This window comes from Bacillus cereus group sp. BfR-BA-01355 (assembly GCF_022663675.1).
Taxonomy (GTDB): Bacteria; Bacillota; Bacilli; order Bacillales; family Bacillaceae_G; genus Bacillus_A; species Bacillus_A thuringiensis_S.
This window is the reverse complement of the sequence record NZ_JAKUFY010000001.1, coordinates 130,194-150,831: the sequence shown is the minus strand read 5'-3', so window position 1 is coordinate 150,831 and position 20,638 is coordinate 130,194. Positions and strand designations below refer to the sequence as shown.

The window sequence follows — 20,638 nt, the reverse complement described above, 5'->3', positions numbered from 1 at the left end:
ACTAATGCAGGTCAGAACGAAATTATATATTAGTTTATCAGCCGCTATTTTATTTGCAATAGCCGTGATTGTTTTCTTTATAAATGGTAATCCACAAAAGTGGTTTTGATTATGTATTTTCTTTGCGTCCATTATACAAAATATGGTGCTACTAAAAAAGAATAAAGACGCGCATTAATATATTCAAATTATTAACATATTTGTGTCATCTTTCTAGTTGTATTGAAAACGCTTTTATTCAGTTTTATAATAGAAGTATGTTTTATAAATCTCCAAAACAATTAAAAGGGAGATGATACAATGTTAGCTTCACCGTTTTACTTACATACATGGAAAAAGTTTATTGATGAAGGAGTCTTTGATTCGAACCGTATAAACGAAAGAATTTCAGAGTCATGGCATCGATGTAGACAAGCAAATGTGAATCCTTATATGAATAAAGGTCAGAAAATTTTGTCTTCTAATGTTTTTCAAGAACAAAAGAAAAAGAGTGAAATTTTTCTTGATATAGCATTACCTCAAATACAAAATATGAGAAAAACCATTGATGAACTACAAATGATGGCATTATTAATCGATCCAGATGGTTATGTTCTATCGTTAAGTGGAAATAAACAAACGTTAAAGCGAGCGAAACATATTAATTTTATTGAAGGTGTAAAATGGACAGAAGCAGCTGTTGGTACAAATGCAATTGGAACAGCGCTAGAAATTGAAGAAGCTATTATGATAAGTGGTACTGAACATTATTCCGTGGCATCTCATAGCTGGAGTTGTGCGGCTGCTCCTATCCATAATGATGACGGGAAATTAATTGGTGTTCTAGATTTCTCCTGTCCAATTGAATTTTCGCATCCATATATGCTCGGTATGGTAACTTCAATTGCACATGCAATAGAACGTGAATGTAGCATAAGAGTTCATCAAAATGAATTACACTTAATTCATCGTTTTTTGGATGTCATTGATAGTGACGAACAAGTAGTTATTTGTAATCATCGTGATGTTATCGTTTCTGCGAGTAAGAGTGTTCGTGAACGAATAAATAATTGGTCAAGAATGAAGCTTGAAGAGTTAATGCACCATGGATTGGAAACTAAATTAGAGATACCAGTATATAGTAATGAAAGAATGATTGGGAAATGTATGTATTTAAAGAAAAACAAACAAATAAATACATATTCTGCTTTCGCATTTATAAAAGGAATTACTTTTTCAGGAGTTACCGGGACAAGCAAAGCATTTCAACACACACTAGAAGAAATTAAGCTTGTTTCACCGACTGATGCTAGTGTGTATGTATGTGGTGAGACAGGAGTAGGAAAGGAATATGTTGCGAGAGCGATTCATGAAAATAGCCCAAGAAAAGATGGGCCCTTTATAGCTGTTAACTGCGGTTCTCTGCCTAAAGAATTAATGGAAAGTGAATTGTTCGGTTACGTTGAAGGTGCGTTTACAGGTGCGCGACGTCAAGGGTATAAAGGGAAATTTGAACAAGCGCATGGAGGAACATTATTTTTAGATGAAATTGGTGAAGTACCACCAGAGATGCAAGTAGCATTATTGCGTGTTTTACAAGAACGTACAATAACTCCAATAGGAAGTTCAAAAGAGGTACCAGTAAATATTCGTATTATTACTGCCACACATAAAGATTTACTACGGTTAGTAGAAGAAGGGAAATTCCGTCAAGATTTATATTATCGTTTGCACGTTTATCCGTTATATGTTCCATCGTTAATAGAAAGAAAAGAGGATATCTCATATTTTATACAACACTTTTGCGAACGGAAGAATTGGAATGTTGTATTTCCAAAGAGTATTTGCAATCAATTTTTACAACATACATGGCCCGGAAATATTCGAGAACTAGTAAATGTATTAGAACGCATTTACATCTTGTCGCAAGGACGGGAAATATGCGAAAAGCAAGTCGCTTTTTTGCTACAAACAATGATGGGAAATCAACAACAACTTGAGTTACAAGTTGAAAATAAAACAGAACATCCACTAAATTTTCGCGAAAAAATACAGCGTGATAGCATGATTGAAGTATTACAAAAGACAAACGGAAATGTTTCATTAGCTGCAAAACTATTAGATGTACCCCGTAGTACATTTTATAAGCGAATGCAAAAATATAAGTTATAAAGTAGATTTTTGTAATCTACTTTTTCTTTGTGGGCTCATGTTCTGTCGGAATCTGCGCTTACCGGGGAAATAATAGAATTGTTAGAAGGGAAATTTCCTAATGGAGGTTAGTATGTGAAGTATATTGAGATTGGAATCGGGAATAAGTGGTTCGTTCGAACGGAAACTGAAAATAAAGATGGGACTGAATTTGAAGAACGAGGAATTATAAAACCTATTTACTTAGAGTCTGTATACGTACGAATTTGGTTTCGGAAAACGTGTTTTATTTTTGATACGAAAGAGGGTTTTAAGAAAGATAAGAAGAGAAGGATTGAATATAAATTTATTGTTGGAATTGTGAGTAGGGTGACTGAAGAAAAAGTACGCTAATGAAAAGCATGTAAAGTAAAAGTGGTACTCAATCTATTGAGTACCACTTTCAGTAAATGATAGAAATTTGTTTGCAAGTTTTTCTTGCGACATGTTTTTATCCTTTCTATATAGAAGTTTGTATTAAGAATATTATGCAATAAATATCAGAAAATACAGTTATTAATAGATTAGGAGAGAATAGTATGTCAATGTCACTATATTATAAAAAAATCCGTGAGCAATTAGGGCATGAACTAATATTCATGCCGAGTGTAGCTGCTATTATAAAAAATAAACAGGGGGATATTTTATCCCGCATTAACGGGCAGTAAGACTCCCATCTCAAAATTCAGCGAAAGCAAAGAAGTTAGGTGGGGGATCAACTGCCCGTAAAAGCCCGATTGGTTCAACTAATAATCAGTGGGGATAATAAAACCCCCACTGATTAAAGTTTCACTTTATTTCAATATCCTGGTGGGGAATACTGGAGTTTGCCAGCTGGAGCAATTGAACTTGGGGAAACTCCAGAAGAAGCAGTAGTTAGGGAAGTTTGGGAAGAAACAGGATTGAAAGTACAAGTAAAAAAACAAAAAGGAGTATTTGGAGGAGAAAAGTACCGCCATACATATCCGAATGGTGATGAAGTAGAATATATTATTGTTGTGTTTGAGTGTGAAGTTAGCGGTGGCGAGTTGAAATCGATAGATGGTGAATCGTTAAAACTAAAATATTTCCCTTTATCTGAAAAGCCCCTTTTAGCATTGCCATACCTAGATAAAATATTTTTATAAATGTAAAATAGCACACCGTATTTATTGCAGGTGTGCTATTTATATAACCCCGTCGTATACATTTCCGTCAATGTATGTACTATCTCTTCTAACTCTAATTTTTTATCATTTTTCACAATCGCCCAAAGAAACATCTCATTCATTGCGAACCAAGCACGTGCTACAATTTCTTTATTTAATTCAGGCTGTGCTAATCCACTTTCTTGAGAGTATGTAATATCCTGCGTAATATTGTTTATGAAGCGTTCCCGTATCTCGTCCCATTTTTTACGTATCTCTTTTGATAATCCGATTGCTTCTTCTACAACTTGTAAAATAGCTCGTTCTTTCTTTGCTAGTTGGAGAAATGCTCTAACTTGATTTCGAATCATTTTATGAGCTTCTTCCTTCGTTTGAGGCAAAAAGGAGCGCTTGGCAATATTATGAAATTGATTCATAACATCTTCCATTAAACTAATTAGGAGATCGTCTTTGTTTTTGAAGTATACATATGCTGTTCCGTAACCGGTTTCTGCATGTTTAATAATTTGTGTAATTGTCGTTTTTTGAAATCCGTTACGTATAAAAATAGTGTAACCAGAGTGTAGTAGTTTCTTCTTCGTTTCTAAGGAGCGGTGTTTTCTTGATGAAAGAGTAGAGTTTTTCAAAGAATCACCTCTTTATACTGAAATGTCTGAAAATATAACTGTATTGTAAAAGAAGTTCATATATAAAGTCAACTGACATAATATCATTGACGTTATATCAATTAAGGTGCTATATTTCAATTAGTTAGAATAAAAAGAAAATTAAGAGAAGGTGACACCATGTATAAAGAACCATTTCAACCAACTTATGAGTATGCGCTTGAATGTGATAAACATGATGAACTGAAAGATTTTCAAACTGAATTCTATAAAAAAGAAGGTACTATATATTTAGATGGAAACTCATTAGGGCTACTTTCAAAAAGAGCAGAGAAATCATTACTTACGTTGCTAGATTCGTGGAAAGAATATGGAATTGACGGCTGGACTGAAGGTGAGCACCCGTGGTTTTTCCTTTCAGAGAAATTAGGTAAACTTACAGCCCCTCTTATTGGAGCTTTACCGGAGGAAACTATTGTAACCGGTTCTACGACTACAAATATACACCAAGTTATTGCGACGTTTTATGAACCGAAAGGAATACGTACAAAAATACTTGCGGATGAATTAACTTTCCCGTCAGATATTTATGCACTTCAAAGTCAAATACGTTTAAAAGGATTAGACCCAGATGAGCATCTAGTAAGAGTGAAAAGCCGAGATGGTAGAACACTTTCTGAAGAAGATATTATTCATGCGATGGAAGATGATATCGCTTTAATTTTATTACCTTCTGTTTTATATAGAAGTGGTCAAATTCTTGATATGAAACGTTTAACAACGGAAGCACATAAACGAGACATTCATATCGGATTTGATTTATGTCATTCAATAGGATCTATTCCGCATCATTTCAAAGATTGGGATGTTGATTTTGCTGTTTGGTGCAATTATAAATATTTAAATGCAGGACCGGGTGGTGTTGCAGGACTTTATGTAAATAATAAACATTTTAATAGACTGCCAGGGTTGTCTGGATGGTTTAGTTCTAAAAAAGATAAGCAGTTTGATATGGAGCATACATTAACAGCCGCTGATCATGCAGGTGCTTATCAAATTGGTACACCTCACGTATTAAGTATAGCACCATTAATTGGTTCTCTTGAAATTTTCAAAGATGCTGGTATTGAACGTTTACGTGAGAAGTCTTTACATATTACGAGATACATGCTGAATTTAATTGATCATGAATTAAAAGATTTCGGATTTACAATTGGAAATCCGTTAGAGGATGAAAGTCGAGGCGGGCACATTTATTTAGAGCATGCAGAAGCAGCACGTATATGTAAAGCGCTAAAGGCAAATGGAGTAATTCCAGATTTTAGAGCGCCAAATGGAGTGAGACTTGCGCCGGTCGCTTTATATAACACATACGAAGAAGTGTGGAAATCTGTACAAATATTAAAGGGAATTATGAAAGAAGAAAAGTATAAGCAGTTTGAAAATAAGCGAGAGGTTGTGGCATAAGTATGAAAACATCAGAGTGGATTGATATTTCACAACCGCTAAATAATAATATTGCAACGTGGCCAGGAGACACACCGTTCTCGTATGAAGTTTCATGGTCAAAAGAAGAAAGTGGCTCGGTAAATGTCGGAAAGTTAACGATGAGTATTCATACAGGCACTCATATTGATGCACCATTTCATTTTGATAATGATGGAAAGAAAGTATTGGATTTAGATGTTCAAGTTTATGTTGGCCCAGCACGGATTATTGACGTTTCTAATCTTGAAAGCATCGGGAAAAAGGAATTAGAAAACTTTCATTTAGAAGGTGTAGAACGATTATTATTACGTACATCTTCACATGGAAAAAATGAAGAATTTCCAGATGTGATCCCTCATTTACGTGCAGACATAGCACCTTTTCTATCAGAGAAAGGTATTCGTTTAATCGGAGTAGATGTACCATCAGTTGATCCGTTAGATGATAAAGAATTAGCAGCGCATCATCAATTATTTAAACATGGAATTCATATTTTAGAAAATGTCGTATTAGATCATGTAGCAGACGGTGATTATGAACTTATTGCATTACCACTTGCATTAACTGATGCAGATGGAAGTCCAGTTCGAGCCGTTATTAGACCAATATAAGTAGAATTATATAAAAGGGGCGTTTGGCTAATATGAAAGAAAATGAAAAAGTAATTATGGAAAAAGGGATTCATACGGATTTTAAAGAGAATATGACGTATGGGGAGTATTTACAATTAGATAGTTTACTATCTTCTCAAAAAAGATTATCGGACCATCATGATGAAATGTTATTTATCGTTATCCACCAAGCAAGTGAGCTTTGGATGAAGCTCATTTTACATGAGCTAAATGCGGCGATTGAATCTATTAAACAAGATAAATTACAACCAGCTTTTAAAATGTTAGCACGTGTATCGAAAATTCAGTCTCAAATTATTCAATCTTGGGATATTCTTGCGACATTAACACCATCAGAATATATTGAGTTTCGTGATTCACTCGGTCAAGCTTCAGGTTTTCAATCGTATCAATATCGTATGATTGAGTATGCACTTGGCTATAAAACGCCGCACGCATTAAAAATTTATGAAAAGGATCCAGAATTACATGCACGACTTCATAAAGCGCTACATGCACCAAGTCTATATGATGTCGCGATTCAAGCATTAGTAAAAGAAGGATTCCCTATTCATAAAGATGTGTTAAACCGTGATATTACGCAGCCTTATGAAGAAGATGCAACAGTAGAAGCGGCGTGGTTAGAAGTGTATGTGGATGTGAAAAAATATTGGAATTTATATCAGCTTGCTGAAAAATTGATTGATATTGAAGACTGGCTACAACAATGGCGTTTCCGTCATATGAAAACAGTAGAAAGAATTATTGGACATAAAATGGGAACAGGTGGATCCTCCGGTGTTTCTTATTTAAAACGAGTACTTGATCAAAGATTCTTCCCAGAGCTTTGGAATGTTCGTACGAAATTATAAAAATAAACCTGTCAGTTCATTATGGCTGACAGGTTTATTTTTATTTGAGCACAATTATGTTTAAAATGAAGTAACAAGATATAATAAATGGAGTAACTATTTAAATGGAGGTAAAGTTTTTGGATTTCAAGCAACTAGAAAATAAATTCGAAAAGAAAAAAGTGAATACATTTCTTGTTTATCAAAAAGGGGAATTAACAACTGAGTATTATAAAACACCTGAATGTGCAAATAACTTATATAAAATAAATTCGATTACAAAAAGTATCGTATCTTTATTAATTGGTATTGCAATTGATAAGGGCTATATAAATGATATACATACACCGATTACAGAGTGGATTGAAAATGTACCTGGGGAAAAACATGATTTGACGCTTTATCACTTATTAACAATGACTACTGGTGAGGATTGGAAAGAGTTTGGGAATGGAGTAGTATTCCCAAATGACTTTGTAGAATCAGAGAACTGGGTACAGTACATATTAGAAAAGCCAATAATTGAAAAACCTGCTACAAAAATGAATTATAATTCAGGTTCTTCTCATTTACTGAGCTATATTATTCAAGAAGCTACTGGAATGTCGACAGAGCGGTTTGCAAAGAAATATTTATTTGATCCATTAGAAATTAACGAATACGAATGGCAACAAGATCCGCAGGGTATATATGTTGGCGGCTTCGGTATGAAAATGAAATCTACAGATTTATTAAAATTAGGAAAATTATGTTTACAAAATGGATATTGGAATGGGAAAGAAATTGTATCAGCACAATGGTTAGAAGAGTCAAGCAGGGCGCAATTTGAAACATATGAACATGTCGGTGCATATGGATATCACTGGTGGGTATTACATAACGAAAGATTTCACATACCGTATTGTATATATTTCGCTATGGGATATGGCGGACAATACATCGTTATCATTCCTCAGTTAGAAGTAGTAGCTATTATAAGTAGTCATATGCCAAAGCGTGGGCTCGTTCCATTAAAATTATTTATTGAGCATGTACAGGGAAATTCTAATTATTTATAAGAAAAGGAGGGAATGTATGAGGGGTGAAAAAACTTTATCTTTATTTAGATTATGTTTAAGTCTTCTAGCATGTAGCGCCATTATTACGCAATTCATAATCAGGGCACAAGTGAAACCGTTCAATCCAGTTAACTTTTTTAGTTTCTTTACGATCGAAAGTAACATTTTAGTTGCATGTATTCTCCTTTTAAGCAGTATCGGAACAGCTACATTTGGTCGATCAGAGCAGTTTGGTATACTTCGTGGTGCGGCAACGGTATATATACTTACGACAGGACTGATTTATTTTTTACTATTAAGAGGATTAGAAGAATCACTTCAAACTGCAATACCATGGGTAAATACGGTGCTGCATTATATCATGCCAATTACCATGCTTTTAGATTGGATTTTAAATCCACCAAATAAGAAAATCACCTGGAAAAAAGCTGCAAGTTGGCTCTTATTCCCGTTTTTTTACGTTGTATATAGCTTATTACGTGGTCCAATCGTAAATTGGTATCCATATCCTTTTTTAGATCCGAGAATAGGAGGATATGGTAGAGTCCTTTTATATAGTATAGGGATAGCTGTTGTAATTGGCGCTATTTGTATATTGGTAAGATTTTTAGGGAATCGAAATTTTAGGAAAGAATTTTAGAAATGCAAGAACCCCCACTGTTTCTGTTTTTAACAGTGGGGGTTCACTTTATCTACTCGTCTTCTGAAACGACAACTTTATAAATTTCTCCGTCTTCGTTTCAAATTCTACATCAACAAAAACACCATATTCTTTTCCATCTTCACGTAACCACAATTTAAATTTTTCAACAGTTATTTGAACTGTTTTGGGTTTTCTACCTATATGTAGATAATCAATAATTTCTGCTTTTGGGTATTGTTCTTTCGTCTTTTCTACGGCAAGTTTACCCCATTTGGCATACGGCGGCTGCGCATGAACAATTGATGAGCCTGTATATATATTTGAACATGTTGTTAGGAACAGAATGACGAGTGCGACACGTTTTAACAATTTCTTCATGATGAACTCCTTTTATCCTTTTTTTATATTGTTTACATATTTTTTCAACGATATTAGTTTGGATTTTTTTGTCTTCTTTACATAAAAGCGAGGCTTTTACAAAACATAACCAAGAAATCATTTCTGTAATTAAGGAGGGAAAAGTATGCGCCAAAAAGCTATTTTTAAAATAGCAGTTTTACTTGCGTTCATAGGACTGTCTTTAATGGTCAGTAGTATACAACTAAAGAATGTAGAAGCTTTTTCTAATCAAGTCATTCAAAGAGGAGCATCTGGCGAAGATGTCATTGAACTGCAATCTCGTTTGAAATATAACGGATTTTATACGGGAAAAGTGGATGGTGTTTTCGGATGGGGTACATATTGGGCACTTCGGAATTTTCAAGAGAAATTCGGATTACCCGTTGATGGTTTAGCTGGAGCTAAAACGAAGCAAATGCTCGTGAAGGCAACGAAGTATGACAAGTCCACTGCCAATAAAGGAAATAGTGGTAGTACTGCACAAAAAAATAAACCATCTCAAAATAAAGGGACAAATGTTCCGAATGGTTATTCGCAAAATGACATTCAACTCATGGCAAACGCAGTATACGGGGAATCACGTGGTGAACCGTATTTAGGACAAGTTGCAGTAGCTGCTGTTATTTTAAATCGTGTTACAAGTGCATCATTTCCAAATACCGTTTCAGGAGTAATATTTGAGCCAAGAGCCTTTACGGCAGTTGCGGATGGGCAAATATATTTAACGCCAAATGAAACAGCGAAAAAAGCTGTATTAGATGCGATTAATGGATGGGATCCAACAGGAAATGCTTTATATTATTTCAATCCAGATACTGCGACTAGTAAATGGATTTGGACTCGTCCACAAATTAAAAAAATCGGTAAACATATTTTCTGTAAATAGAGCGGAGGTGGGACAATGTTACGAGGTATTATCATTGTATTATTAACAGTCGGTGTAGTAGGAACAGGATACTGGGGCTATAAAGAGCACCAAGAGAAAAATGCGGTTTTAATTAGAGCGGAAAATAGCTATCAACGTGCATTCCATGATTTAGCATACGAAGTCGATTTATTACACGATAAAATTGGCACAACACTTGCGATGAATTCACGATCATCTTTATCACCTGCATTAGCGGATGTATGGCGTTTAACATCTGAAGCTCGCTCAGATGTAGGGCAACTTCCTTTAACATTAATGCCATTTAATAAAACGGAAGAATTTTTAGCGAATATCGGTGATTTTAGTTACCGTGCAGCCATTCGTGATTTAGAAAAAGAGCCTTTAAATGAGCAAGAATATAAAACGTTGCAAACTTTATATTCAAATGCAGGAAATATACAAGATGAACTAAGAAAAGTACAACATCTTGTTTTGAAAAATAATTTACGCTGGATGGATGTAGAAATGGCACTTGCATCAAATCGCGATCCAGCAGATAACACAATTATTGATGGATTGAAAACTGTAGAGAAAAACGTAACATCATATTCTTCTACAAACTTCGGACCGACCTTTACAAGTGCGCAAAAAAATAAAAAAGGCGGATTTGAAGCGCAAGGAAAGGCAATTTCTAAAGATGAAGCGGCGAAAATTGCAAAATCGTTTTTGAATTTAAAAGGAAATGAAAAAGTAGATGTTGAGAAAAGCGGAAAAGGTGCGAAAGAATCTTTCTATAGTGTGAAAATTAAAGATGAAGCAACGAACAATGAGTTTTATATGGATATTACGGGAAAAGGTGGATATCCAATTTGGGTTATGAATAACCGCGAAATTAAAGAACAGAAAGTTAGTTTAAACGATGCAGGTAGTAAAGGTTTGAAATTTTTAAAGGACCATAAGTTTAATAATATGGAACTTTATGATAGCTCTCAATATGATAATGTTGGTGTGTTTACGTATGTAGTAAATGAAAATGGAGTACGAATTTATCCAGAAGCAATCCAAATGAAAATTGCTTTAGATGACGGTTCTATCGTAGGGTTCTCCGCAAAAGAATATTTAGCGTCGCATCAAAAACGAACAGTTCCATCGGCAAAGTTAACTGTAGCAGAAGCAAGAAAGAAAATCAATCCGGATGTGAAAGTAATGGAAGAACGTAAAGCTGTAGTAGTCAATGATTTGCATAATGAAGTACTTTGCTATGAATTTGTAGGTACTTTAGGAAAAGATACGTACCAAATATTCATTAATGCTAATAGTGGGGCCGAAGAAAAGGTAAAGAAAATGCAAGCTGTTGAAAAAATTTATGATTAAACCTTAATAGTGAAGTGGTGAAAATAATGAAAACTCTAATATATATATTGATGCTTTGCTTCGTTATAACTGGATGCAGTATTGGAAAAAAAGACAATCCAAACGAAAAGCCGGAACAAAAAAATGTCTCAATGAAAAATGTTAATTATACGAATAAATCAAATAAGCCAAATGAAAAAGCAGCAGATCATTTAGCATCTTTAGCTGCAAGTGTGCCAGGTGTGAATGATGCGACAGCCGTAGTAGTCGGCAAATATGCAATTGTAGGTATAGACGTAAAAGCAAAACTTGATCGAACTCGAGTTGAATCAATTAAATACTCTGTTGCAGAAAGTTTAAAAAATGATCCTGATGGTGCTAATGCAGTCGTTGTAGCAGATGTTGATACGTATGAACGCCTCAAACAAATTGGAAAGCAAATTAAAAAAGGAAAAACAGGTGAAGGTATACTAGATGAATTAGCGGCTATTGTGGGCCGAGTAATGCCACAAGTTCCAAATGATATGATTGAAAATAGAGAAACGAATCCAATTAAAGATAATGATAAACAATTACCAAAAGATGAAAAACAAGAGCTAAGAAAAGAACAGGATGATCAATCAAATAATCATTTGAATAAATGAAATTAGCCTCGTACTTAATTGTACGAGGTTTTTGAATATAATATTAAATATTCAGTTTATTTTTAAGGGAATATATGGTTTAATTATGATGGGAGGGACAACTGTTATGATGAAAAAAAGCGCATGTATATTGTTTAGTTTTTGCTTAGGTTTCAGTATGACAGCGTGTGAACAGAGAAAAGAAGTGAAAAATCAAACAGCAACTTCTTCTACTGTGATGGAAAGGCAACAGAAAGCGTCTATCAATATAAACCATTTCTCGAACATAAATGAAGGAATGACTTATACAGAAGTAAAAGATTTAATTGGTTGTGAAGGGGATTTACTTATAGAAGAAGGGGTAGAGCATTCTACACAAATTAAACAAATTTTTGCTTGGAAAGGAAACGATCCAAATTCATTTGTTGAAATTACCTTTTTAGATGGAAGAGTGCATTCAAAAGTACAGCAAGGTATAAGTTAATAAGCAAAAAATGGGAGAGTTTAGCATGAACATACACACAGGGGAAATTCAATTAGTTCCGTATAAGGAGAAATATAAAGAAGTTATACAAACATTTACTTTACCAAGTGAACAAGTTCAGTTTACATCAGATCCAAGCGCATTACTGGAGAAAGCAAAAAGTGATCGTACAAAAAATGTGATTGTTATTTTAGATTACAATGGGGTACCGGTTGGTCTTTTCGCATTGCAAACGGGAGATAGAGTAAAGGAGTTTACGGATAATGAGGATGCTTTACTTTTAACATCATTTTCTATTAATCACAATAGACAAAGAAAGGGATACGCTAAAAAGTCATTGTTATTATTAGAAGAGTTTGTAAAACGTTATTTTCCAATAAAAAATGAAGTTGTACTTGCTGTGAATGAAAGAAATATTCCTGCACAAAATTTATATGCAAAAGTCGGCTTCCAAGATAAAGGTTTTAGAAGAATGGGACCAATTGGCCAACAAATAATAATGCATTTACCTATAATGAAATAATGAGATAGAAAACTTACTCTTGAATATTCATGTAGTAGGTTTTTTTATTTTAACAATATATAATATATGTATATAAAATGAAACAGAAATGAAGGATATAAAAAATGAATCAAGATAGACAATGGAATATTGTTGGGGGAAGAGTGATTAAAACTGGGATTGCAGTTTTTCTTACAGTGTTAGTTTGTAAATTTTTTAACATCCCAACTATTTTTGCTGTAATAACAGCAATTGTTACAATTGAACCAACTGCAACAGACTCAATAAAAAAAGGGTTTATTCGCTTTCCGGCCTCAACAATTGGATCGGCATATGCCATGACTTTCACATTTTTCCTAGGCCATCAAGCAATTTCTTATGCATTAGCTGCGATGTTTACGATTGTTACATGTCAAAAACTAAGGTTACATGCGGGAACATTAGTCGCGACTTTAACTGCTGTAGCTATGATTCCAATTACGGCAGATCATTATTTTACTGCATTTTTAATTCGTTTAGCTACTACATCTACTGGTATTATAGTATCTACTTTAGTGAATTTTTTCATTTTCCCACCACACTACACGAAAACGATTTTTGGATGTACAGAGGATCTATTTGCTAAAACAGCAAATATTATGGAAGAATGGATTACTGCATTACTTGCAGGAAAAGGTATGAAAAAGGAGACAGCTCAGGATCTATCTAAATTGACTTTATTATTGCATAAGGCGATACAATTTGTTCAATATGAGCAGAAAGATTGGAAATATCATCACCATACAAAGAAGGAAATGAGAAGCTTTTTACTTGTACAAAAGCAATTGCATTTATTACAGCAAATCATTTACCATATAGATAATTTAGCTCGAGTGTCAATTGAGACCTGTGACTGGTCACAAAGTGAAAGGGAAATATTACAACAAACAACTTATTCTATAATTGCTATATTGAGAAACCGTTGTAATGAAATTGATGAGGAACATTTTAAACTTATTGCTGAATTAGACAAGCAATTTTGGAGTTATAAAAATGATTTAAAAGATTATAAACCAGATCATTATCATCACCATTTTTCAAGTGAATCTATTATTTTATTTGAGGTATTATCTATTCATGATATGTTAGAAGAATTAAAACAAATATCCGAGAAATATGAGTGGGAAAATCAATTCAGTTGATAAATTCATTTTATTGTGGGGGAATAATATGACAATTTATGTTGCGCTACTAAGAGGAATCAATGTCGGTGGACATAAAGTAATCAAAATGGCTGATTTAAAACGATTGTTTGAATCAATAGAATTAAAACATGTGAAAACATATATACAAAGTGGTAATATCGTGTTCGAATCTGAGGAAGGTATAAACTTTCTAAAGGACCGAATACAATCTGAAATGAAAAATGAATTTGATTTCGATGTTCCAGTCATGCTAAGAACACATGATGAATTTATAAATATTATTAAACAATGTCCGTATGAAGTTCATTCATTGTTAGAAGGAGAAAGTGTTCATGTTGCTTTTTTAGCTAATGTACTTTCTGAAGAAGAGAGTAGTCAATTGCTTACATTTAAAAGTGAACTTGAAGATTGCTATATAGATGAGAAGGTTGCTTATTTGTTTTTCAAAAATAGCATTCGAAATTCTAAATTAATGAACCAGTTTCAGAAGTTACATACACCAGCTACAGTTAGGAATTGGCGGACTGTGAATAAATTAAAAGCAATTGTAGAGAGTATGTAAATATAAAAAGATGAGGTTTTCTACATGTAGAAAACCTCATCTTTTTACTTATATTGTTTTGCAACTATGAGTTCGACAATAGGATAAATAAAGAATGAAGAGCAAATTGCGATGAACAGAGGGAGGTTTTTAACGCCATCTAAATTAGCCCCCATAGAAAATCCTTCGGAGAAGATTAATAAAAGGAACATTATAACTACAAGCACAAAATACGCAATTTTAAAGCTTTTATATGTAATTTGTTGGCCCATTTCATCTTGACTTTCTTCTGATACACCGTGGGGATCTCCCCAAGTAATGTGATTAATTAAATTACTAAGTATTAACGAAATAGCAAAAATCGTACTACCCAAAATAGAACCTTCAGTGATGTATTTATATGTGCCATGTACTATTATTGCAATTAATGCTAAAACAATGATGATAAAAATAGTTTTTTTAGTATTCAATAAATAATTGCCCCCCTCGATTGTAAAAAACTCTTTACAAATATAAGTATAAAATTGGAAAAGTATCATGTCAAATACTTTTTACATAAAATATGTAAGTATGCAATATTTTGGTTTTATGATAAATAAAAAATTACAATACATTTGAATGTAAAAGAATGGGCTCGCATATATTTGGAAGGGATGTCAGATTAATTTAGGGGGTAGTTATGTCTATACTTTTAAAAGCTGGTGCAGATGCAGGAAACAACGGTTTGAAGTTAATGGTGAAAGGGCAAGACCCTATTTTTATTCCGAGTATTTATTCTTTATATATAGGTGAGCCTACAGGACTTTTAGATGAGGTAGATGTTTCATTATCTGAATTAGAAAACCACATTGATGTGACTATAAGTTCGCCATCGTTAATGCTAAATAATGTACGATACATCGTTGGAGAAAAAGTCATTCAAGATCAATTAAAAGGTACTGAGGTAGAGAAGAAATCGAATAAGTCAACGGATGAGTTAATGGTTATTACAATACTATCAGGTTTGGCGGTAAGCGCTATGCGTCAAAGTCCAACTTCTAGCCATATTAATATTCGTTATGATTTATCTGTCGCTCTTCCTATGCAGCTTATTACACAAGAAATAGCTGCTGAAAATGCAAAACGTTATATGGGAAATCATAAGGTTATTTTCCATTATCCGAACGGACGCGATGTGACAATTAATGTTTCAATTGAGTTTTGTAAATGCCTGCCTGAGGGCGCATCTGGGACGTGGGGCATTGTATACGATGAAGAAGGAAATGTTGTGAAACATAAAATAGAATGTGAGCCGAATCAAGTTTCTGAAATTGATTTTGTAGATAAGACTCTACTCTCTTTTGATATTGGTGCAGGGACGACAGAAGAAGTTGTTTCATTAGGGGTAAATTTCCGTCCGCAACTAAGTAAAGGTTTATCTTATGGTGTAAAAGAGACGTTATTACAAATTATCACGAGATGGAACCGAAAGTATCCAACTAAGACGATTGATAGTATTACAGAATTCAATCAAATTTATTTAAATGATAAGCATCCGAGAAATACCTTATTAGTTGAGGAATCACAGCCGGCACTATTAGGTTTAGCAGCTCGTGTTGCAACAGATATTATAAATAAAATTGATGATATGAAAGACGATCCATACGTGTTTATTTATGGCGGTGGTGCAGTAATTATTAAAAACAGTTTAAAAATGATTTTAAAGCAAAAAGGACGACTCAAAAATGTAATCTTTGTAGATAATCCGTTATTTACCAATGCACGAGGATTATTAGTCTATACTTGTTCGCCAAAATATAGAGAGCATAAGCAAAAAAAGTTAGGATTTACAAACTTAACGATAAGTTAGTTGGTGGAAGTATGCGATCTAGGCGATATAAACGTGGTGATCGAGTAAAAATCAATATTCATAAATCGGTATCACCTGAAATGCTTGCGTGGCTGAATAAACAATCAAATCCAACTAATTTCTTCTTTTTTGCTGCGCAGCAACTATTTAAACAAGTAGGAGATATTGACGTTTCTAAAGCTTTACCAAGCAGCCATGTTTTCTCATTATATGTGGAGCCTTCATCCTTATTAAAAGTTGAAGTAAACCCTTTTAAAAACATGACACTAGAAACAAATACATCCACCGAAAATGCAAAAAAAAAATTATGGGAATCTGTTGATCAATTAGATTGTCCATTTTTTTAAACATAGAAAAATATAAGAAGTCCCATCACTATACATACGAATACAGTGATGGGTTTTTGTTTGTAAATAGAAGGGGCACAATATAATTTGTGCCCCTTTTGTTAATTATTTGTTTGTCTAAATTTCAGATGTATGTTTAGAAACAGCAGTAATTATGCTTTCCCAGTCATCTGGATGGTTTTCATGGCCTGCCCCTTTAAGAGTTAATAGTACTGAGTTTGGAATTTCATCAATTAGTGCGAGGCCATGTTCGAATGGGAGTGCTGTATCATCTGTTCCGTGAATAACCAATGTAGGTGCTTGTATGGAGTGAAGTACACCTTCATATGCATCATCACCTTGAAGTAAAGCATGATTAAACATACTTAATAAATTATTTGCGCGTTCTATTTCTTGTTTTACTTGTGTATAAACTCTATTTTCATCAAATATTCGTTCTGATCCACATAATAGACGAGATCCTGAAACTAAATACTCTGCCACATCGTTTTTATTTGTCCAATCTATACTTGTGCCATTTACATGATGTGTTAAAATTCTTTCATCCATTGGAGGTAAATCCCGAGTATTGTCATCAGATCCTATTACACTAGTCGCTAGTAAAGTTAGCGTCAAAATTCTTTCGGGATGTTTTATAGCGGCAATTTGAGCAATCATACCACCTAATGACATACCAAATAGGTGAGCTTTATCAATATGATAAGCATCTAGTACTCCAATTGCATCTTCAGCCATATCTGTTACTGTATAATTGGAAGTTCTAGGTTCGTAGGCAACAGAGCGTCCAACATCACGGTTATCAAAGCGAATAACAAATTTCCCCGTACTAGCCAACAGCTCACAAAACTCTTCGTCCCAATAAACCATGGAACATGTAGCGCCCATAATTAATAAAATAGCAGGGTTCTTAGGGTTCCCAAAGCTTTCTGTACATATATCAATTCCGTTTATTTTAAATATCTTTTCACTCATATAGTTAGCCTCATTTCTTTTGAATTTAATTAATAAAACAGTTTTGGATGATTCTAAGATGTGTGTAAGATTTGTTTTGAAATTCATCCAGTATTAACGAGCAGTAGGAGCCCAATTGGTGAGGGCTGATTAAAGTTTCACTTTATAATGCTTCTTGCATAATTACCCCCAAAAATAATTATATGGTAATTCAAGACAAAAAAATTTGAGAAATAATTGTATGTTATTAAAATAAACAGCAAGGAGGAGAGTAAATGAAAGCAATTGTTATTGATCAATATGGTATTGTTGAAGAATTGAAAGAAAGACAAGTTTTAAAATCGGTTGTTAAGAATAACGAAAAAGCTCAACAATAAATAATAGCCCATACTACACATTGTCATTTTCGGGTATTATTTATTGTTGGCTATTGTGTTATTACTTCTAACAAATACTGTTTCGTATTGTATCATGTAATTTCTCTAATCCAATTGCCATATCTTTCTCGTTTAACATTGAATAGCTAATTCTTAATTGGTTATCATTTGTTTCGTAGTTTAATAGACAAGCTGTTCCTGGTAAAAAAGAGACATCTACTTCATTTGCTTTTTGTAATAAGGTAAAGGGATCTATCGAATCAGGCAGTTTCACCCATAAATTAAAACCGCCATTTGGTATCTCAAAGTTTAGTCCTTTTAATGGCGATAGTATATCAATTGTTAAATCACGTCTCATTTGTAAAGCTGTACGTAATTTTTCTAAATGATTTTTCATACGTTCCGCACGTAAGAAAGGTAGAAGTGCCTTCTGTGTTAATAAAGGACTACCGATATCCATGGAACCTTTCACTGCATATAGCCATTCAAAAATAGGACCATCGGCAAAAAGTGCTGCGATACGGAGTCCTGGTGCTAACGTTTTACTAAATCCTTTTATATATATCACGTGGCCATCCTTATCAAAACTTTTGATTGGTGGTGGGACTATAGCACCTTCAAAATATATTTCTCCGAAAGAATCATCTTCAATGATAAAAAATTGATATAGCTCCGCTAGTTCTATAAGTTCCATTCTTCGTTCTTTACTCATTACTGTACCTGTCGGGTTCTGGAAGGTGGGATTTGTATACAATAAAACAGGATTTTTACTTTGACAAATATCATCAATTAAGTCGGAGCGAACTCCATGATTATCAAGAGAAATAGGAATGATTTGAACACCTTTATTGATGAAAACGTCAAGCGCAGCACTGTAACATGGACTTTCTACTAATACGATATCTCCAGGTTTTAATAATGTTTGAGCAATTAAATCAATTCCTTGTTGTGCTCCGCTTGTAATTAATAATTGAGATGGGTCCGTCACTAATTTCTGGTGTTCATTTAAGTAATTTGCTATTTCAACTCGCAGTTCATAATCGCCTTGAACTGGCCCATAAGTTGCTAACAACATCGGATTTTTATCTAGCAATTTATGCATTTCGTCTGCCAAAAATGGATTTGGTAACAGACGAGGATACAGAATTGCTTGTGAAAAATCATAATATTTACGGTGCTTATTCATTGCATATTGAGAACGCATAACATTAATAGATCTTGATTGTTGCCATTTATACGGTATCGGTTTGAAATCTTTCTTTACACGTTTATATATGTAAGCACCTTTTCCTTGTTCGATGCGTATATACCCTTTCGTTTCTAACTGTTTATACGCTTTACGAACAGTTAATACATTGATTTGTAAATCTGTGGCCATACAACGTAAAGAAGGAAGGGATTCACCATGTGAAAGCATACCACTTTGTACTCTTTCAACAATTTGCATATATATTTGCTTGTAATACGGTATGTTTGATTCTTTACGCAATACAATCTTCATAGTTTCACCTATTTTTCTTTTTAATTTAATTAAAGCGAAAAATATATAGGGAATCAACTACAACTTGAAGTAACTGTTATATGTATTGATACACTGTTATACACCATACCCTCTATACTCATTTTAAGAGTAAAAAGGAGGAAGAAAAATGGTCATTTTTAATTACATTTTAGTATGTATTATTTTCGGGACAACATTTTTAACAATAAAAATTGGAATTGAAGCAGGGGCGCCACCGTTGTTTTCAGCAGGAATTCGATTCTTTTTAGCGGGCATAATCCTTATGATTATTTTTAAATTAAAGCGAAAAGAAATTATGCCACATATATTTTCAAAACGTATTATGTATGCTGGATTTTGTTTAACATTTATGACATTCGCAAGTTTATATTGGTCAGAACAATATATTTCTTCGGGATTAGCTGCTGTTCTTTCTGCTACGGGACCAATGATGATTTTATTAATACAAGCAAAGAGGAATAGGGAGAAATTACAAAAGGAGCAACTCGTTGCTTTAGTTATCGCACTAATAGGTGTTATATTTGTTTCTTTACCAGGAATGCATCAACAAGTAAGTTTCATATGGAGTATTGCTTGTATTGTTTTAGTTATAGGAGAGTTATTTTACGGAATAGGCTCTATTCGTTCGAAAGAAATACTTTCAGATTTATCAAATGTATCACCATTTCTTATTAACGGTATTCAAATGTTTTATGGAGGGATTTTACTACTAATCGCATCTATTATTGTAGAACAACCAAATGTAACTGTATTAACTTCATGGAGTGTACAATGGCCTATTTTATATCTCATATTTATCGGATCGATCGGTGGACACGGACTATATTACTGGCTCTTATCAAAAACAAATCCAGTATTTCCATCGACGTGGTTATATGTATCACCATTAATTGCAATAATTGTGGGATATATCATTTTAGGAGAACCTTTAAATCCTATAATGGGAATGGGGGCTTGTTTTATATTGATTGGTGTATTTTTAGCCAATCGTTCTACACTACGGACTTATTTCAAAAAAGGGCGGTTATTAGAGAAGGAGATGTAGTTTAATAAAGCAACAGCCCT

23 protein-coding genes and 1 pseudogene are annotated in these 20,638 nt (G+C 33.7%); 19 read left to right on the top strand and 5 right to left on the bottom strand.

Annotated features, from left to right (window positions below):
• Positions 1–300: 300 nt before the first annotated feature.
• The 4 genes and pseudogenes from MR167_RS00765 to MR167_RS00750 form a co-directional block, all read left to right on the top strand.
• Entirely contained in the window at positions 301–2,151 is a 1,851-nt protein-coding gene (locus MR167_RS00765) for a sigma-54-dependent Fis family transcriptional regulator (RefSeq protein WP_000881380.1), read from the top strand.
• A gap of 114 nt (positions 2,152–2,265) precedes the next feature.
• On the top strand, positions 2,266–2,523 hold the full coding sequence (locus MR167_RS00760; protein ID WP_000873836.1) for a DUF3977 family protein: 258 nt from the start codon (positions 2,266–2,268) through the stop codon (positions 2,521–2,523).
• A gap of 185 nt (positions 2,524–2,708) precedes the next feature.
• Positions 2,709–2,837 carry an NUDIX hydrolase gene (locus MR167_RS00755; protein ID WP_000062924.1) on the top strand — a complete coding sequence of 43 codons (129 nt, stop codon included), beginning with the start codon at positions 2,709–2,711 and terminating at the stop codon, positions 2,835–2,837.
• 126 nt (positions 2,838–2,963) lie between these two features.
• Positions 2,964–3,296, top strand: a pseudogene (locus tag MR167_RS00750) (NUDIX domain-containing protein); the annotation flags it as partial.
• Positions 3,297–3,331: 35 nt separating this feature from the next.
• Here the strand turns inward: MR167_RS00750 and MR167_RS00745 are convergent.
• A complete protein-coding gene (locus tag MR167_RS00745; RefSeq protein WP_000798548.1) occupies positions 3,332–3,943 on the bottom strand; it encodes a TetR/AcrR family transcriptional regulator in 612 nt (203 codons plus the stop codon).
• A 159-nt stretch (positions 3,944–4,102) separates the two neighbouring features.
• On the opposite strand from MR167_RS00745, the gene kynU reads away from it, so the two are divergent.
• From kynU to MR167_RS00720, 5 genes are all read left to right on the top strand, one after another.
• A complete protein-coding gene (gene kynU / locus MR167_RS00740; protein WP_000276296.1) occupies positions 4,103–5,389 on the top strand; it encodes a kynureninase in 1,287 nt (428 codons plus the stop codon).
• Positions 5,390–5,391: 2 nt separating this feature from the next.
• Positions 5,392–6,021, top strand: coding sequence for an arylformamidase (gene kynB, locus MR167_RS00735; protein ID WP_000858071.1), 630 nt, complete (start codon positions 5,392–5,394; stop codon positions 6,019–6,021).
• A 32-nt stretch (positions 6,022–6,053) separates the two neighbouring features.
• Entirely contained in the window at positions 6,054–6,893 is an 840-nt protein-coding gene (gene kynA / locus MR167_RS00730) for a tryptophan 2,3-dioxygenase (protein ID WP_000661959.1), read from the top strand.
• A 119-nt stretch (positions 6,894–7,012) separates the two neighbouring features.
• A complete protein-coding gene (locus tag MR167_RS00725) occupies positions 7,013–7,930 on the top strand; it encodes a serine hydrolase domain-containing protein (RefSeq protein ID WP_000346246.1) in 918 nt (305 codons plus the stop codon).
• Between the two features lie 16 nt (positions 7,931–7,946).
• Positions 7,947–8,570 (top strand): Pr6Pr family membrane protein, encoded by a 624-nt coding sequence (locus MR167_RS00720; RefSeq protein ID WP_001213866.1) that lies wholly within the window; start codon positions 7,947–7,949, stop codon positions 8,568–8,570.
• 48 nt (positions 8,571–8,618) lie between these two features.
• Here MR167_RS00720 and MR167_RS00715 read toward each other — a convergent pair whose 3' ends face one another.
• A complete protein-coding gene (locus tag MR167_RS00715) occupies positions 8,619–8,951 on the bottom strand; it encodes a DUF3889 domain-containing protein (RefSeq protein ID WP_000734901.1) in 333 nt (110 codons plus the stop codon).
• A 145-nt stretch (positions 8,952–9,096) separates the two neighbouring features.
• On the opposite strand from MR167_RS00715, the gene sleB reads away from it, so the two are divergent.
• From sleB to MR167_RS00680, 7 genes are all read left to right on the top strand, one after another.
• Positions 9,097–9,858 carry a spore cortex-lytic enzyme gene (gene sleB / locus MR167_RS00710; RefSeq protein WP_001249046.1) on the top strand — a complete coding sequence of 254 codons (762 nt, stop codon included), beginning with the start codon at positions 9,097–9,099 and terminating at the stop codon, positions 9,856–9,858.
• A 15-nt stretch (positions 9,859–9,873) separates the two neighbouring features.
• Entirely contained in the window at positions 9,874–11,214 is a 1,341-nt protein-coding gene (ypeB, locus tag MR167_RS00705; protein ID WP_000943737.1) for a germination protein YpeB, read from the top strand.
• A gap of 26 nt (positions 11,215–11,240) precedes the next feature.
• A complete protein-coding gene (locus MR167_RS00700; protein ID WP_000854056.1) occupies positions 11,241–11,837 on the top strand; it encodes a YhcN/YlaJ family sporulation lipoprotein in 597 nt (198 codons plus the stop codon).
• A gap of 106 nt (positions 11,838–11,943) precedes the next feature.
• Positions 11,944–12,300 (top strand): hypothetical protein, encoded by a 357-nt coding sequence (locus MR167_RS00695; protein ID WP_000976437.1) that lies wholly within the window; start codon positions 11,944–11,946, stop codon positions 12,298–12,300.
• 10 nt (positions 12,301–12,310) lie between these two features.
• Entirely contained in the window at positions 12,311–12,823 is a 513-nt protein-coding gene (locus MR167_RS00690; RefSeq protein WP_003278429.1) for a GNAT family N-acetyltransferase, read from the top strand.
• 104 nt (positions 12,824–12,927) lie between these two features.
• Entirely contained in the window at positions 12,928–13,983 is a 1,056-nt protein-coding gene (locus tag MR167_RS00685) for an aromatic acid exporter family protein (RefSeq protein WP_001070855.1), read from the top strand.
• A 28-nt stretch (positions 13,984–14,011) separates the two neighbouring features.
• A complete protein-coding gene (locus tag MR167_RS00680; RefSeq protein WP_000158574.1) occupies positions 14,012–14,548 on the top strand; it encodes a DUF1697 domain-containing protein in 537 nt (178 codons plus the stop codon).
• A gap of 44 nt (positions 14,549–14,592) precedes the next feature.
• On the opposite strand, the gene MR167_RS00675 is transcribed toward MR167_RS00680, so the two are convergent.
• Positions 14,593–14,997 carry a hypothetical protein gene (locus tag MR167_RS00675; RefSeq protein WP_001093136.1) on the bottom strand — a complete coding sequence of 135 codons (405 nt, stop codon included), beginning with the start codon at positions 14,995–14,997 and terminating at the stop codon, positions 14,593–14,595.
• Positions 14,998–15,206: 209 nt separating this feature from the next.
• Between MR167_RS00675 and MR167_RS00670 the strand changes: the two genes are divergently transcribed.
• Both MR167_RS00670 and MR167_RS00665 read left to right on the top strand, forming a co-directional pair.
• On the top strand, positions 15,207–16,376 hold the full coding sequence (locus tag MR167_RS00670) for a ParM/StbA family protein (RefSeq protein WP_242313694.1): 1,170 nt from the start codon (positions 15,207–15,209) through the stop codon (positions 16,374–16,376).
• Between the two features lie 11 nt (positions 16,377–16,387).
• Positions 16,388–16,723, top strand: coding sequence for a hypothetical protein (locus tag MR167_RS00665; protein ID WP_001257762.1), 336 nt, complete (start codon positions 16,388–16,390; stop codon positions 16,721–16,723).
• A 117-nt stretch (positions 16,724–16,840) separates the two neighbouring features.
• On the opposite strand, the gene mleBCA is transcribed toward MR167_RS00665, so the two are convergent.
• Positions 16,841–17,695, bottom strand: coding sequence for a BCA family alpha/beta fold macrolide esterase (gene mleBCA, locus MR167_RS00660; RefSeq protein ID WP_001290769.1), 855 nt, complete (start codon positions 17,693–17,695; stop codon positions 16,841–16,843).
• Between the two features lie 423 nt (positions 17,696–18,118).
• Positions 18,119–19,552, bottom strand: a complete 1,434-nt coding sequence (gene pdxR / locus MR167_RS00655; RefSeq protein WP_000706774.1) for a MocR-like pyridoxine biosynthesis transcription factor PdxR — start codon at positions 19,550–19,552, stop codon at positions 18,119–18,121.
• A 148-nt stretch (positions 19,553–19,700) separates the two neighbouring features.
• Here pdxR and MR167_RS00650 point away from each other — a divergent pair, with 148 nt between their 5' ends.
• On the top strand, positions 19,701–20,618 hold the full coding sequence (locus MR167_RS00650; protein WP_000234335.1) for a DMT family transporter: 918 nt from the start codon (positions 19,701–19,703) through the stop codon (positions 20,616–20,618).
• The last annotated feature ends 20 nt before the right edge of the window (positions 20,619–20,638 follow it).

What these genes read in the sequence shown, in the direction of transcription:
- MR167_RS00670 (WP_242313694.1), top strand. Translation starts at nt 15,207, where the DNA reads ATGTCTATACTTTTAAAAGCTGGTGCAGATGCAGGAAACAACGGTTTG.
- MR167_RS00755 (WP_000062924.1), top strand. Translation starts at nt 2,709, where the DNA reads ATGTCAATGTCACTATATTATAAAAAAATCCGTGAGCAATTAGGGCAT.
- MR167_RS00680 (WP_000158574.1), top strand. Translation starts at nt 14,012, where the DNA reads ATGACAATTTATGTTGCGCTACTAAGAGGAATCAATGTCGGTGGACAT.
- mleBCA (WP_001290769.1), bottom strand. Translation starts at nt 17,695, where the DNA reads ATGAGTGAAAAGATATTTAAAATAAACGGAATTGATATATGTACAGAA.
- sleB (WP_001249046.1), top strand. Translation starts at nt 9,097, where the DNA reads ATGCGCCAAAAAGCTATTTTTAAAATAGCAGTTTTACTTGCGTTCATA.
- MR167_RS00765 (WP_000881380.1), top strand. Translation starts at nt 301, where the DNA reads ATGTTAGCTTCACCGTTTTACTTACATACATGGAAAAAGTTTATTGAT.
- MR167_RS00715 (WP_000734901.1), bottom strand. Translation starts at nt 8,951, where the DNA reads ATGAAGAAATTGTTAAAACGTGTCGCACTCGTCATTCTGTTCCTAACA.
- MR167_RS00665 (WP_001257762.1), top strand. Translation starts at nt 16,388, where the DNA reads ATGCGATCTAGGCGATATAAACGTGGTGATCGAGTAAAAATCAATATT.
- MR167_RS00700 (WP_000854056.1), top strand. Translation starts at nt 11,241, where the DNA reads ATGAAAACTCTAATATATATATTGATGCTTTGCTTCGTTATAACTGGA.
- kynA (WP_000661959.1), top strand. Translation starts at nt 6,054, where the DNA reads ATGAAAGAAAATGAAAAAGTAATTATGGAAAAAGGGATTCATACGGAT.
- kynU (WP_000276296.1), top strand. Translation starts at nt 4,103, where the DNA reads ATGTATAAAGAACCATTTCAACCAACTTATGAGTATGCGCTTGAATGT.
- MR167_RS00695 (WP_000976437.1), top strand. Translation starts at nt 11,944, where the DNA reads ATGATGAAAAAAAGCGCATGTATATTGTTTAGTTTTTGCTTAGGTTTC.
- MR167_RS00685 (WP_001070855.1), top strand. Translation starts at nt 12,928, where the DNA reads ATGAATCAAGATAGACAATGGAATATTGTTGGGGGAAGAGTGATTAAA.
- MR167_RS00720 (WP_001213866.1), top strand. Translation starts at nt 7,947, where the DNA reads ATGAGGGGTGAAAAAACTTTATCTTTATTTAGATTATGTTTAAGTCTT.
- MR167_RS00690 (WP_003278429.1), top strand. Translation starts at nt 12,311, where the DNA reads ATGGGAGAGTTTAGCATGAACATACACACAGGGGAAATTCAATTAGTT.
- ypeB (WP_000943737.1), top strand. Translation starts at nt 9,874, where the DNA reads ATGTTACGAGGTATTATCATTGTATTATTAACAGTCGGTGTAGTAGGA.
- MR167_RS00650 (WP_000234335.1), top strand. Translation starts at nt 19,701, where the DNA reads ATGGTCATTTTTAATTACATTTTAGTATGTATTATTTTCGGGACAACA.
- kynB (WP_000858071.1), top strand. Translation starts at nt 5,392, where the DNA reads ATGAAAACATCAGAGTGGATTGATATTTCACAACCGCTAAATAATAAT.
- pdxR (WP_000706774.1), bottom strand. Translation starts at nt 19,552, where the DNA reads ATGAAGATTGTATTGCGTAAAGAATCAAACATACCGTATTACAAGCAA.